The sequence below is a fragment of the Nonomuraea monospora genome (genome assembly GCF_039531895.1).
Classification (GTDB): domain Bacteria; phylum Actinomycetota; class Actinomycetes; order Streptosporangiales; family Streptosporangiaceae; genus Nonomuraea; species Nonomuraea monospora.
In genome coordinates this window covers 524,350-537,468 of sequence record NZ_BAAAQX010000001.1, presented here as the reverse complement: position 1 = coordinate 537,468, position 13,119 = coordinate 524,350, and the positions used below count along the sequence as shown (strand labels likewise).

11 protein-coding genes are annotated in these 13,119 nt (G+C 72.5%); 4 read left to right on the top strand and 7 right to left on the bottom strand.

The window, feature by feature from the left end:
* Positions 1–25: 25 nt before the first annotated feature.
* The 5 genes from ABD331_RS02450 to ABD331_RS02430 all read right to left on the bottom strand — a co-directional run bounded on the left by ABD331_RS02450 (position 26) and on the right by ABD331_RS02430 (position 6,581).
* Entirely contained in the window at positions 26–2,032 is a 2,007-nt protein-coding gene (locus tag ABD331_RS02450) for an ArnT family glycosyltransferase (protein ID WP_344470522.1), read from the bottom strand.
* Positions 2,029–3,204 (bottom strand): bifunctional glycosyltransferase family 2/GtrA family protein, encoded by a 1,176-nt coding sequence (locus ABD331_RS02445; protein WP_344470521.1) that lies wholly within the window; start codon positions 3,202–3,204, stop codon positions 2,029–2,031. Before ABD331_RS02445 ends, ABD331_RS02450 begins: the two co-directional genes overlap by 4 nt.
* Before the next feature lie 25 nt (positions 3,205–3,229).
* Entirely contained in the window at positions 3,230–4,630 is a 1,401-nt protein-coding gene (locus ABD331_RS02440; protein WP_344470520.1) for a HAMP domain-containing sensor histidine kinase, read from the bottom strand.
* The gene (locus ABD331_RS02435; protein ID WP_344470519.1) at positions 4,627–5,325 is read right to left on the bottom strand and encodes a response regulator transcription factor; all 699 of its coding nucleotides are present in this window, start codon (positions 5,323–5,325) and stop codon (positions 4,627–4,629) included. The genes ABD331_RS02440 and ABD331_RS02435 overlap by 4 nt, the downstream gene beginning before the upstream one ends.
* A gap of 65 nt (positions 5,326–5,390) precedes the next feature.
* Entirely contained in the window at positions 5,391–6,581 is a 1,191-nt protein-coding gene (locus ABD331_RS02430) for a cytochrome P450 (protein ID WP_344470518.1), read from the bottom strand.
* Positions 6,582–6,709: 128 nt separating this feature from the next.
* Here ABD331_RS02430 and ABD331_RS02425 point away from each other — a divergent pair, with 128 nt between their 5' ends.
* On the top strand, positions 6,710–7,225 hold the full coding sequence (locus tag ABD331_RS02425; RefSeq protein WP_344470517.1) for a TetR/AcrR family transcriptional regulator: 516 nt from the start codon (positions 6,710–6,712) through the stop codon (positions 7,223–7,225).
* Here ABD331_RS02425 and ABD331_RS02420 read toward each other — a convergent pair.
* Positions 7,212–8,735 carry a phytoene desaturase family protein gene (locus tag ABD331_RS02420; RefSeq protein ID WP_344470516.1) on the bottom strand — a complete coding sequence of 508 codons (1,524 nt, stop codon included), beginning with the start codon at positions 8,733–8,735 and terminating at the stop codon, positions 7,212–7,214. The two genes, ABD331_RS02425 and ABD331_RS02420, sit on opposite strands and share 14 nt — an antisense overlap.
* 198 nt (positions 8,736–8,933) lie before the next feature.
* Complete coding sequence (locus tag ABD331_RS02415; protein ID WP_344470515.1) at positions 8,934–9,824, bottom strand: LysR family transcriptional regulator; 891 nt, start codon at positions 9,822–9,824, stop codon at positions 8,934–8,936.
* A 70-nt stretch (positions 9,825–9,894) separates the two neighbouring features.
* Between ABD331_RS02415 and ABD331_RS02410 the strand changes: the two genes are divergently transcribed.
* From ABD331_RS02410 to ABD331_RS02400, 3 genes are all read left to right on the top strand, one after another.
* Entirely contained in the window at positions 9,895–11,130 is a 1,236-nt protein-coding gene (locus tag ABD331_RS02410; RefSeq protein WP_344470514.1) for a putative sulfate exporter family transporter, read from the top strand.
* Between the two features lie 119 nt (positions 11,131–11,249).
* On the top strand, positions 11,250–12,176 hold the full coding sequence (locus ABD331_RS02405) for a pseudouridine-5'-phosphate glycosidase (RefSeq protein ID WP_344470513.1): 927 nt from the start codon (positions 11,250–11,252) through the stop codon (positions 12,174–12,176).
* Positions 12,161–13,102: a carbohydrate kinase family protein gene (locus ABD331_RS02400; RefSeq protein ID WP_344470512.1), complete on the top strand. Its 942-nt coding sequence runs from the start codon at positions 12,161–12,163 to the stop codon at positions 13,100–13,102. Before ABD331_RS02405 ends, ABD331_RS02400 begins: the two co-directional genes overlap by 16 nt.
* Positions 13,103–13,119 lie beyond the last annotated feature (17 nt).

Below are 13,119 nucleotides of genomic sequence, written 5' to 3'. Positions count from 1 at the left end.
ATCGCCCTGACATCGTTGTCAAGACCTACCCGGCGCAGTCGTAGAGCCCCTCCTGGCCGTCCACGGCCGTGCAGTTCTGCTGCACCCAGGTCGTCACCTCCGAGTTGCCGCGACCGCCGGGGCCGCCGCCGCTGCCGGACAGGACGTAACGGAGCTGTCCCGAGGAGATGAGCGACTGGAGGCGGTCCACGGTCATGGCGGGGTCGCTGCCGGTGAAGCCGCCCATGGCGATGACGGGCTTGCCGGTGGACAGGATCAGGCCGGACGCCTGCTGGGCGCTGCTCACCGCGACCAGCCAGGTGGCGCTGCCCTGGTTCGCCACCAGGTACTTGGCCATGGCGTCGCTCACCCCGCCGCCGGGGCCGCCACGCCCCCCGAAGCCGGACCGGCCGCCACCACGCTCAGCGGTGCCGGACTGCCCTGTCTGACCGTTCTGGCCGCCACCAGGGAACTCACCGCCGCCGGGCATCCGCCCCTGTGTCCCTCCAGGTCCGCCGCCGAAGCCCATCCGCCCCGACGACGGCCCCGCGGTCGGGTTCGACCCGTTGACCTGCGACTGCAGCGGCGTCACCGCGTACGCGGCGGGCCCTGCCAGCCCCGCGACCACCGCGGCCACCAGCGCGACGGCCGCGATCCGCACCGTCACCCGCGCCCGCAGCCGCGCCAGCACGAGCGCCACCACGGCCACCAGGGTCGCCCCGAGCACGACCCAGGCCAGCCACGGCAGCCAGTCAGGCGTGCGGCGCAGCACCACGAAAGACCAGCCGCCCGTCAGCGCCACCGCCACCGGCAGCACCCAGGCCCACGCCCGCGACCGCCGGTACGCCTCCCACATCACCACGACCCCCATCCCGGCCAGCGCGGCCACCGCCGGAGCCATGGCGGTCGTGTAGTACGGGTGGAAGGTGCCGCTGGAGAAGCTGAACACCACGTAGTGCACGGCCAGCCAGCCGCCCCACACCAGCCAGGCCGCCCCCGAGGGCCCGCCGCCGTTCAGCCGCCGCACCCGCAGCAGGATCGCCAAGGCCAGCGCCACCACGCAGAGCGGCAGCAGCCACGAGATCTGCCCGGCCAGGACGTCGTTGAACAGCCGCCCGGCCCCCGACTCCCCGCCGAAGCCGCCGCCTCCGCCGCCCCCGCCGCCGTTGCCCCGGCCCTGGCCGAAGACGCGGCCGAGGCCGTTGTAGCCGATCACCAGGTCCCAGACGGTGTTGTCGGTGGAGCCGCCGATGTAGGGGCGGGAGTCCTTCGGCCACAGGTCGGTGATCACCATCCACCACGCGCTGGACACCACCAGTACGACCCCGGCCGCCAGCAGGTGCCCGACCCGCTTGAGCCACGGCACGCCCGCGCACACCAGGTACGCCAGCGCGAGCGCCGGCACCACCAGGTACGCCTGCAACATCTTGGCGTTGAACCCGAGCCCCACGAAGAACGCCGCCAGCAGCAGCGACCGCATCCGCCCGGTGCGCAGCGCCTCCAGGCAGAACCAGGCCGACAGCACGAGCAGCAGCACGAGCACGGTGTCGGGGTTGTTGTCCCGGTTGATGGCCACGGTGATGGGTGTGAGCGTCATGACGACGGCGGCGACCAGCGCGGCGACGCGCCCGGCCGCCCCGGCCTGGGACGCGAACGCGCGGCGCACGGCCGAGTGCACCAGCCCGATGGCGGCCACCCCGGCGAGCGCCTGCGGCAGCAGCATGCTCCAGGTGCCGTAGCCGAAGATCCGCGCCGACAGGCCCATCACCCACAGCGCCAGCGGCGGCTTGTCCACGGTGATGAAGGAGCCGGCGTCGATGGCGCCGAAGAAGAACGCCTTCCAACTCTTGGTGCCCGACAGGATGGCGGCGGCGTAGTACTCGTTGGCGTTGCCGCTGAGCGCCCACGCGTACAGGACGAACGCCACGACGAGCACCGCCCACATCGCGGGGCGCGACCAGCGCGGGTCGTCCTGCGCGCCGAGGAAGGCGCGGGCGAGCGCGCCGCGCCCGGCGGCGGCCCGGTGACCGGGCCTGATGGCGGTGACGGTCATCGGGTGGCCTCCCGCTTCGGGTTGAAGACCCACGCGCGCAGCAGCAGGAAGCGGACGAGCGTGGCGGCGGCGTTGGCGGCGATGACGGCGGCCAGCTCCACGCCGTGGGAGACCCCGGCGGGCAGCAGCGCGAGGCTGCCCGAGGTGAGCGCCAGCCCGACGAGGAACGCGATGAGCCCTTCGAACTGGTGCCGCATGGCCCCGCCCGAGCCCTTCACGCCGAAGGTGAAGCGGCGGTTGGCGGCGGTGTTGGCCACGGCGGTGACGAGCAGCGCGACCGCGTTGGCCGCGAGGGGCGGCACGACCTGGCGCAGCAGCGAGTACAGCACCAGGTAGGCCAGCGTGCTGATCACGCCGACGACCGCGAACCTGGGCAGTTGCCTGGCCATGCCCTTCGGCAGCTCGGCCCGTTCGACCCTGGCGGGCACGGGGATGCGGGCGGCGCCGGACACCGTCCTGCGCCCGACGCGCAGCATGCCGCGCAGGTCGTCGAGGGCGGTCTGGACGATGTCCACCCGGCTGTCGGGGTCGTCCACCCAGTCCACGGGGACCTCGTGGATGCGCAGCCCGTGGCGCTCGGCCAGGAGCAGCAGCTCGGTGTCGAAGAACCACTGTTCGTCCTCGACACCGGGCAGCAGCGCCTGGGCGATCTCCGTACGCACGGCCTTGAAGCCGCACTGCGCGTCCGAGAACCCGGCGCCCATGCCGAAGCGGAGCAGCAGGTTGTAGGAGCGGGAGATGAACTCCCGCTTGGGCCCCCGCTCGACCCGCGCGGCGCGGGCCAGGCGGGTGCCGATGGCCAGGTCGCTGTGGCCGGACAGCAGCGGAGCCACCAGCGGCAGGAACGCGTCGAGGTCGGTGGACAGGTCCACGTCCATGTAGCTGACGACGTCGGCCTCGCTCTGCGACCACACCCTGCGCAGCGCCCGGCCGCGGCCCTTCTCGTCCAGGTGCACGGCCCGCACGTGCGGCAGCTCCCTGGCCAGCTCGGTGGCGAGCTGCCAGGTGTTGTCCGTGCTGGCGTTGTCGGCGATCGTGATGCGGAAGCCGTAGGGGAAGTTCCTGGTGAGGTAGGTCTGCAGCCGGGTGATGCTGGCGCGCAACGCCCGCTGCTCGTTGTAGACCGGAACGACCACCTCGACCAGGCGTGTCCGCACTGCTGTTGTCTCCATGCAGCTAAGGACACTTTTCGGGTCTTTAAGGTGACTTATCCGATTCTGAGTTACGGATGAGAGTTCCCGGCACCTCCAGCGTGGCGATGGCGCCGCCCCCCGGGGCGTTCGCCAGCCGCACGCTGCCGCCCGCCTCCGTGACCGCCTGGGCCACGATCGCCAGCCCCAGCCCCGAGCCGGGCAGGCCGCGCGCCGACGGGGAACGCCAGAACCGCTCGAAGACGTGCGGCAGCTCTTCCTCCGGCAGGCCGGGGCCGTGGTCGCGCACGGTCAGGCTGCCGTCGCGCAGCTTCACCTCGACCTGGGCGCCAGGCGGGCTGAACTTGGCGGCGTTGTCGATGAGGTTCAGCACGGCACGTTCCAGAGAGGTGGCGCTGCCCACGACGTACCAGGGGCTGAGGTCCGTGACGACCTCGGCGCCGCGCAGCCTGGCACGCTCGACGGCGGCCGTGACCACCTCGTGGAAGCCCAGCTCGACGTGCGGCTCGTGGTCGGTGTCGCCCCTGGCCAGCTGCAGCAGGTCGGCCACCAGCGTGGACAGCTCGGCGAATTGCGCCTTCACATTGACCAGCAGGCGCTCCTTGGCGCCCGGGTCGAGGCTGCGGCCCGTCTGCTCGCTGCGCAGCAGCAGGTCGATGTTGGTGCGCAGGGTGGTCAGGGGGGTTCGCAGCTCGTGGCCCGCGTCGGCGACGAGCTGTTTCTGGCGTTCTCTCGATCCGGCTAGGGCGGCCGTCATGGCGTTGAAGGAGGAGGACAGGCGGGCGATCTCGTCGTTGCCCTGGATGGGGATGCGCGTGTCGAGGTCCTCGGTCTGCGCGATGTGCTCGACCGCCCTGGTCAGGTCGCCGACCGGACGCAGAGCGGAGCGGGAGATCGCGAGCCCGGCCAGGGCCGCGCCGAGCACGCCGAGCACCGAGACGCCCACGAGCATGATGCCCGCGTTGCGCAGCGTGCGCTGGATGTACCCGACCGGCCTGGCCTCCATGACCGCCACGCCGGGCTTGAAGTTGATCGTCACCACGCGCACGTCCTTGCCGTCGCGCGTCGTCCCGTAACGGTAGACCGGCTCGCACGGCTCGAAGGCCTTCGAGTCGTTCTCGTAGTCCGGCACGATCGGGGACGGGCCGATCGAGCACGTGGTGTTGTCGTCGTACAGTAAAGTCGCCAGCCCGTCACTGAACGGGCCCCGCGCGCCCTCCGGCGTGCAGTTGCGCTCCATGAACCCCTTGTCGCCGGCCCGCAGCGACTCCAGGATGCTCTGGTCGAAGTTGCCGATGAGCCGGTTCTCCAGGATGACGTACGACGCGCCCGCGCACGTCGCGATGGCCAGCGCCACCGCCACCGTGACCAGGAGCGTCAGCCGCGTGCGCAGAGTCCCCCGCGTGGCCAGGCCGCGCAGGCGCTCACCCAGGCTCGCGCCTTTCACTGCGAGGCCCGCAGGACATAACCGACCCCGCGCACGGTGTGGATCACGCGCGGCTCGCCCCCGGCCTCCGTCTTGCGCCGCAGGTACATGACGTACACGTCGAGCGAGTTGGACGTCGGCTCGAAGTCGAACCCCCACACCTCGCTGAGGATCTGATCCCTGGTCAGCACCTGACGCGGATGCGCCAGGAACAGCTCCATCAGCAGGTATTCAGTCCTGGTCAGGTCGAGCCTGCGCTCGCCGCGCGTGACCTCCCTGGTCGCCGGGTCCATGTGCAGATCGCCGTACGAGAGCGTGTCGCCCTCCTGGGCGCCCGTGCTCAGGGCGCCGCGCCGCAGCAGCGCCCTGACCCTGGCCAGCAGCTCGTCCAGCTCGAACGGCTTGACGAGGTAGTCGTCGGCCCCCGCGTCGAGCCCGGACACCCGGTCGCCGACCGCGTCGCGGGCCGTGAGCATGAGCACCGGCACGTGGTTGCCCGACCCGCGCAGCCTGCGGCACGCGGTCAGCCCGTCGAGCTTGGGCATCATGACGTCGAGCAGCACCGCGTCGTACGGCTCCGCCGCGAGGGCGTCGAGCGCCTGTTGCCCGTCGTTGGCCGTGACGACCTTGTAGCCCTCGAACTCCAGGCTCGACTGCAGAGCCTCGCGCAACGCGGGCTCGTCGTCCACTACCAGCAACCGTGCGGGCTCACTCATACTTACCGACGCTAGATGTTCATCATGAGAACGTGATGAACGACCTCACAGAAGATTCATAAGGTTCACCACGCCACGGGCATCGAGGTGAGCCCGAAGATGGGTCCATCGTACTTGGCGGGCAGTTCCTCCTCGGCCACGGCGAGCCGCAGGCCGGGCAGGCGTTCGAACAGCGTGCGGAGCGCGATCTCCAGCTCGGCGCGCGCCAGGTTCTGCCCCAGGCACTGGTGGACGCCGTAGCCGAAGGCCACGTGGTGGCGGGCGCCGCGCTCGACGTCGAACTCGTCGGGCCGCTCGAACGCCCGCTCGTCCCTGTTGGCGGAGGCGCCGAGCACGAAGATGCCCTCGCCCTTCCTGACGAGCTGACCGCCGATCTCCTGATCTTCCACGGCGACCCGGTCGAAGGCCGCCCAGTCCACGATCGAGTGGTAGCGCAGCAGCTCCTCGACCGCCATGGGCCAGCGGCCGGGGTCCTCGCGCAGGGCGGCGAGCTGGGCGGGGTGCTTCATGAGGGTGAGCGCGGCCAGCGGGATCATGTTGGCGGTGGTCTCGTGGCCGGCGACGAGCAGCAGGAACATCACGCCGACCAGCTCGTCGTGCGTGAGCCGCCCGCCGGTGATCAGCCTGCCCAGGAGGTCGTCCCGCGGGGCCTTCTCGGCGCTGGTGACGAGTCCGTCGAGGTAGTCCCTGATCTCGTACGCGGCCGCGTGGAAGTCCTCGCCGGGGGTGAGCATCCGCCTGGTGCGCGACTGGAAGAACTCGCGTTCGTCGTACGGGACGCCGAGAAGCTGGCAGATCACCAGCGAGGGCAGCGCGAGCCCGAACGCCTGCACCAGCTCCGCCTCGGAGCCCGCCGCGACCATGTCGTCGATGAGCCCGTCCACCAGCGCCTGGATGCCGGGCCGCAGCTCCTTCATCCGCCTGACGGTGAACTCGGGGATGAGCAGGCGGCGGAACCTGGTGTGTTCGGGCGGGTCCAGGTCGATGAAGTGGCCGGTCATGAACCGTTCCAGGGCCGCCGCCTCCTCGGGGGACGGCGCGTCGTGGAGTGCGGAGCCGGGATGTCCTGGCGTGGCCGGGCTGGTGCTGATGCCGCCGCCGCTGAGCACCTGCTGGGCTTCGGCGTGCCTGGTGACCAGCCACACCTCGCCTCTGGGCAGGGTGGCGCGGACGAGCGGGGCCTCCTCGCGCAGGGCCTCGTACTCGGGGGGCGGGGCGAACGGGCAGGTACGCGGAACTGGGAAGGAATGCGCCATAGTGTTGCCTCCAGGTAGCCGATCGCATTGCTTACTTACGCGAAAGTAAGCAATGATGCGATGGGCCGTCAAGTGATGGGAGCGCAATGGCGGGCCGGCGGACGGACACACGAGAGCGAATCCAGCAGGTGGCGCTGGAGCTGTTCGCCGAACGCGGATACGACAAGACCTCGCTGCAGGAGGTGGCCGAACGGCTGGAGATCACCAGACCGGCGCTCTACTACCACTTCCGCACGAAGGAGGACATCCTCGCCAGCGTGGTCGAGCGACTGTGCGACTCGATCGACGAGCTGGTGGCCTGGGCCAAGGAGCAGCCGGCGACCGCCGAATCACGTCAGGAGATCCTGCGGCGCATCTCGGGGCTGCTGGAGGACCAGTGGCGGCCGCTGTTCAAGTTCGCCCAGGTGAACCAGGGCGTCATGCAGGGCAACGCCGCCGGGCAGCGCATGCAGCAGGGCATGATCGGCATGCTGTCGGTGCTGTCCGTGCCGGGAGCGGGCGCCGTCAAGCAGTTCGAGGCCAGGCTGGCGGTGTTCGCGGTGATCCTCGGCAGCGTGCCGTTCCTGTTCGACATGGAGCTGGACGAGACCGAGCGGGCGAACGTCGCCCTGGAGGTCGCGGCCAAGCTCGTCACCGACGAGTAGCCGGCTCCGGCCGCAGCAGGGCCATGGCGGCGTTGTGGCCGCCGATGCCGCTGACGCCGCCGCCCCTGCGGGCGCCCGCGCCGCACATCAGGATCCGCTCGTGCTCCGTCTCCACACCCCAGCCACCCTCCTCGGCGTACGGCCAGCTCAGGTCGGTGTGGAAGATGTGGCCGCCGGGCAGGCCCGCGTCCCGTTCCAGGTCCACCGGGGTCTTCGCCTCGACGCAGGGGGCGCCGTCGGGCGCGGTGAGCAGGCAGCCTTCGATCGGCTCCGCGAGCACCGCGTTCATCGAGGCGAACGTGGCCTCCAGCGCCTGCTTGCGCGCCTGCTCCGGGTCGTCGCGGAAGAGGCGGGCGGGCATGTGCAGGCCGAACAGCGTCATCGTCTCGGCCCTGCCCCGCAGCCCCGGGCCCAGGATGGACGCGTCGGTCAGCGAGTGGCAGTAGACCTCGGCGGGCGGCAGCTCGGGGATCAGGCCGCGGGCCGCCTGCTCGTACGCCGCCGCGAGCTGGTCGCGCCCCTCGTTGATGTGGAACGTCCCGCTGAAGGCCGCCACCGGGTCCACCGAGGCGTCCTTGAGCCGGGGCAGCCGCGTCAGCACCATGTTGACCTTGAGCTGCGCCCCCTCAGGCACCGTCTCAGGCCGTCCCATCAGCCGGTCGAGCACCGCGGGCGGCAGGTTCACCAGCACGTGGCCGCCGGTCACCGTGTGCTCGCCGTCCTCCGCCACGAACGTCACCTCGCCCGACGGCGAGATGCCGACGATCTCCGCCCCCGTCCTGATCTCCGCGCCCGCCCGCCTGGCCGCCGACTCCAGCGCGCCCGACACCGCGCCCATGCCGCCCACCGGGACGTTCCAGTCGCCGGTGCCGTCGCCGATCACGTGATACAGGAAGCACCGGTTGGCCAGCAGGTCGGTGGCGGGATCCGCGAACGTGCCGATCAGCGCGTCGGTCAGCACGACGCCGCGCACCGTGTCGTCCGCGAACCGCTCGTCCACCACCTCGCCGATCGGCCGCGCGAACAGGTCACGCCACGCCTCCGGCCCGACCAGGCGCTCGATCTCCGCCTGGGGGCGCAGCGGTTCGAGCAGCGTCGGGGCCAGCGCCTCGGCCACCCCGGCCGTCATGCCGTAGAAGCGGCGCCACGCCTCGTGGTCGGCCTCGCCGCCCGTGACAGTCCTGAACGAGGCCGCCGTGCGCAGGTCGTCCTCGTGGTCGACCAGCAGGCCCGTGCCCGCCTTGGGGGTGTAGGAGGCGTAGCGGCGGCGGCGCAGCTCCAGGTCCAGGCCCAGGTCGCGGACGATCCTGGTGGGCAGCAGGCTCACCAGGTAGGAGTAGCGCGACAGACGCACGTCCACGCCGGGGAACGGCCGCGCGGAGATCGCCAGGCCGCCCGCGTGCGCGTACCGCTCCAGCACCAGCACCCGGCGGCCGGCGCCGGCCAGGTAGGCCGCCGCGACCAGCCCGTTGTGCCCGCCGCCCGCCACGACCACGTCATACGAAGCCACCCTGGCACCCTACGACCCACCCGGCCCCTCCTCAACCGGGGATCACGGCTTCCACCCGGCTCTCCCCCAGCGTGGCCGGATCGCGCCGCTTCCGGTCCTGCGCCGGTGCGGCGGCTCAGTCGCGCCGCTTCCGGTCGTGTGTCCGTACGGAGGCGGGGGCGGCCCGCCATGGCCTGGCCACATGACGGCAGGGGCCGGTCAAGGGCGGCTCGCGATGGTCAGCAGGGTAGCCGCCGGGCCGGTCAGCGGGCGGCCGCGGCGCCACACCGCGCGCAGGCTGCGCACCAGGTTCACGCCGGTCAGCGGCACCTCCACCAGCCGCCCCGTGGCCACGTCCGACTCGACCGCGTACCCGCTCAGCACCGCGGGCGCCACCCCCGCCTGCGCCGCCCCCTTCACCGCCGAGTTCGACCCCAGCTCCAGCCGCGGCACGGCCCGCTGCATCGCCGCGAACGCCACGTCGAGCGTCTCGCGCGTACCGGAGCCGGGCTCCCGCACGACGAGCGGCGTGGCGGCCAGCTCGGGTCCCCTCAGCGCGGTACGCCGGCGCGCCCACGGATGCGCCGGCGCCACCACGACCACCAGCCGGTCCGTCCCCACGACCCGCACGTCCAGCCCGTCCGGCACGGTCGGGCCCTCGACGAACCCCAGCTCCACCTCCCCTGCCAGCACCCTGGCCGCGACGTCCGCCGAGTTGACCACGTCCAGCCCCACCTGCACCTCGGGCTCCCGGTGCTGCAACTCCCCGAGCCAGCGCGGCACCAGGTACTCGGCCACCGTCATGCTCGACGCCACCCGCAGGTGCGCGGCCTCACTCAGGCGCACCGCCTGGGCGGCCCGCATCAGCTCCTGCGCCGCCGCCAGCACCTGCGTGGCCCAACCGGCCACCATCTTGCCCTCGGCGGTGAGGGTGGAGCCGCGCGGCGTGCGTTCCAGCAGGGGGAGGCCGAGGCGGCGTTCCAGCAGGGCGATGCGCTTGCTGGCGGACGGCTGCGCGATCCCCGCCGCCCTGGCGGCCCGGCCCAGGCTGCCCAGCTCGCCTACGTCCACGAGGAGCTTGAGTGAGTCGAGGTCGGGCAGGGCGCTCATAGCCTCAGGCTATGGGCTCACAGGCAAGGCGTGGCTACCGGGGGGTTCTGGGGGTCTGAAGACTGGGATCATGCTCACGAGCCCGCCCAACCCCGGCTCCCGCTCACCCCGCCCTAGCTCCAACTCCGACACGCGCGGGGCGCGTCTTCCCGGACTCAGCGCCCACCCGGTGGTCTCCGGCGAGCCGGGCGGCCGGTGGGCGGCGCGGGCCAAGGCGCAAGTCGCGCTGCTCGGGCCGGGCCTGGCCGTGACGGCCGCTGCGGTGGTGTGCGCGACGCTCGCCAACCGGCTCGTGCCGGCCGCGACCCCCGCCGTCCTGGCCGTAGCCGCCGGCGCGGCCATGGCAAGCGTGGCGGGCGTCGACGACCGCCTCAGGCCGGGCCTGGCGTTCGTGTCCAGGCGGGTCCTGCGCGTGGCGATCGCCCTGCTGGGCCTGCAGATAGCGGTGCCCCAGGTGCTGGCGCTCGGCTGGCAGAGCCTGGCCGTCGTGGCGGTCGCGACGGGCCTGACGTTCGCCGTGACGCCGCCGATCGGCCGCAGGCTGGGCCTGAGCCCCGGCACGTCCCTGCTCATCGCCACAGGCGTGGCCATCTGCGGCGCGGCGGCCATCGCGGCGATGCGCGAGAGCACGGACCTGCCGGACGACGACGAGGCCGCCGCGAGCGCGCTCGGCGTCGTGGTGCTGTACGGAACCGCGGCCATCGCGTTCATCCCCCTGCTGGCCTCCGCCATCGGCCTGTCACCCGCGCAGCTCGCCGTGTGGACGGGCGCGGCCGTGCACGAGGTGGCGCAGGTGGCCGCGATCGGCGCGGCCTCGGGCGTGCTGGCGGCGGCCGTGACGGTCAAGCTCGGCCGGGTGATCCTGCTGGCCCCGCTCGTGGCGCTGACCACGTACCGAAGGCGCCGGATGACCGCACAGGCCCAGCACGGGAAGCGACCGGAACCAGCCGCACCGCCACAGCACCAGAAGCGGCCGGAACCGGCCGCCGCACCGCCGCAGGACGGGAAGCGCCCGGAACCGGCCGCCGCAGAGCCACAGGACCGGAAGCGGCCGCCGGTGGTGCCGCTGTTCGTGGTCGCGTTCCTGGCGATGGTGGCCGTGCGCAGCACCGGCCTGGTGCCCGGGGCGGTGACGGCCGCGCTGCCCGGCACCACGAACGTGCTGATGGCCGCCGCCCTGTTCGGCCTCGGCACCGGCATCGACGTGCGCAAACTCGTGCGGGGCGGCCGGGCGGCGCTGCTTGGCGGCATCGCGACGGCGATCATCGCGGCCACGTCCCTGGCCGGGGTCGCGCTGCTCGTGTGATCCTCGGAGTGGACGGCCGGGCCAGGGGGCCCGTACCCTGCTCCGTTCGGAACAAATAACGCGAAAGCGGCCGTTCCGATAAGCAGGTCCAGCACCACTCGAGGAGCAAGAAAACCGCCATGCACAGCACCACCGACTCCGTCCTGCAGCCGTCCGACGAGGTCGCCGCGGCCCTGGCCGCCGGCGCGCCGGTCGTGGCGCTGGAGTCCACGATCATCTCCCACGGGCTGCCGCAGCCGCGCAACCTGGAGGTGGCGCGGGAGCTCGAGGGAGTCGTACGGGCGGCGGGCGCCGTGCCGGCCACGATCGCCGTCCTGGACGGCGTGCCCCGCATCGGTCTCGACGAGGCGGAGCTGGAGCGCATCGCGACCGAGTCCGGGCTGCGCAAGCTGGGCCAGCGGGACCTGCCCGTGGCGGCGGCGCTGAAGGCGAGCGGCGCGACGACGGTGTCGGCCACGTCGTTCCTGGCGGCGCGGGCCGGGATCCGGGTGTTCGCCACCGGCGGGCTGGGCGGCGTGCACCGCGGCTGGGCCGAGGACCAGGACGAGTCCGCCGACCTCGACACGCTCGCCCGCACCCGGATCACCGTGGTGTGCGCGGGCGTCAAGTCGATCCTGGACGTGCCGGCGACGCTGCAGCGGCTGGAGACGCGGGGCGTGAGCGTGGCGGGGTTCGGCACGGACACGTTCCCCGGCTTCTACCTGCACTCCTCCGGCCAGCCGATCGACTGGCGGATCGAGTCGCCCGACGAGGCCGCGGCCATCATGCGCGGCCAGGACGCCCTGGGCGGCCCCGAGACCGCGCTGATCGTCGCCAACCCCGTCCCCGTGGACCAGCAGCTCGACCCCGAGCTGCACGACCGCGTGCTCGGTGAGGCGCTGGCCGCCGCCGAGCGGGAGGGCGTCAAGGGGCAGGCGATCACCCCGTTCCTGCTCGGCTACCTGGTGAACGGCACCGCCGGCGCCTCCCTGGAGGCGAACCTGGCCGCCGTGCGCGGCAACACGGCCCTGGCGGCCCGCATCGCCGTCTCTTGGGCACGATCGTGACCGACGGCGCCCTGCTGATCGTCGGGGACGTCGTCACCGACGTGGTGGCGTTGCACGGCTCCCCGGTGCGGTCCGGCACCGACACGGCCGCCGACATCGTGCTGCGTCCCGGCGGCTCGGGCGCCAACACCGCGGCCTGGGCGGCCAGCCTGGGCGCCGAGGTCCATCTGCTGGCCAGGCTCGGCTACGACAGCAGCGAGTGGCACACCACCGAGCTGGTCAAGACGGGCGTGCGCCCGCACGTGGTGGTGGATCCCGACCGTCCCACGGCGGTCGTCATCGCGATGGTGGACAGGAGCGGCGAGCGTTCCATGCTCACCAACCGCGGCGCGGGCGGCCTGATCTCCGAGGCCGACTGGGACCCCGCCCTGCTCGACGGCGTGGCCAGGCTGCACCTGTCGGGCTACGTCCTGTTCGCCGAGGCCGGGCTGGGCCTGGCCAGGCGGGCCATGGCGGACGCGGCGGCGGCGGGCGTCGCGATCAGCATCGACCCGGCCTCCACGGGCCCGCTGCGCGACTTCGGCGTTGAACGTTTCACCCGCGAGACGGCGCAGGCCGGCCTGATCATCCCCAATCTCGACGAGGCCCTCCTCCTCACCGGTGCGGGGACGGCGGAGCAGGCGGCCGTACACTTGAGTGAGAGATATGGCACAGCGGTGGTGAAGCTGGGCGCGCGCGGCGCGCTGGCCGCCGTGGAGGGCGAGGTGGTGGCGACCGCTGAGGGGGTCTCCGCCGAGGTCGTCGACTCCACGGGGGCGGGCGACGCGTTCGCCGCCGGGTTCCTCGCCGCGAAACTGCTCGGCGCCGGCGAACAGGCCGCTTTGCAGGCGGGTTGCCGTGCTGGTGCCGAATGTGTGGCCCAGGTGGGCGGCCGTCCACGGTACGGTTTGGATCTGAACCGTCTTTACCCTATTCACACTGATTGATAGCTTGCCGCGTAGGC

What these genes read in the sequence shown, in the direction of transcription:
- ABD331_RS02435 (WP_344470519.1), bottom strand. Translation starts at nt 5,325, where the DNA reads ATGAGTGAGCCCGCACGGTTGCTGGTAGTGGACGACGAGCCCGCGTTG.
- ABD331_RS02405 (WP_344470513.1), top strand. Translation starts at nt 11,250, where the DNA reads ATGCACAGCACCACCGACTCCGTCCTGCAGCCGTCCGACGAGGTCGCC.
- ABD331_RS02450 (WP_344470522.1), bottom strand. Translation starts at nt 2,032, where the DNA reads ATGACCGTCACCGCCATCAGGCCCGGTCACCGGGCCGCCGCCGGGCGC.
- ABD331_RS02430 (WP_344470518.1), bottom strand. Translation starts at nt 6,581, where the DNA reads ATGGCGCATTCCTTCCCAGTTCCGCGTACCTGCCCGTTCGCCCCGCCC.
- ABD331_RS02445 (WP_344470521.1), bottom strand. Translation starts at nt 3,204, where the DNA reads ATGGAGACAACAGCAGTGCGGACACGCCTGGTCGAGGTGGTCGTTCCG.
- ABD331_RS02415 (WP_344470515.1), bottom strand. Translation starts at nt 9,824, where the DNA reads ATGAGCGCCCTGCCCGACCTCGACTCACTCAAGCTCCTCGTGGACGTA.
- ABD331_RS02410 (WP_344470514.1), top strand. Translation starts at nt 9,895, where the DNA reads ATGCTCACGAGCCCGCCCAACCCCGGCTCCCGCTCACCCCGCCCTAGC.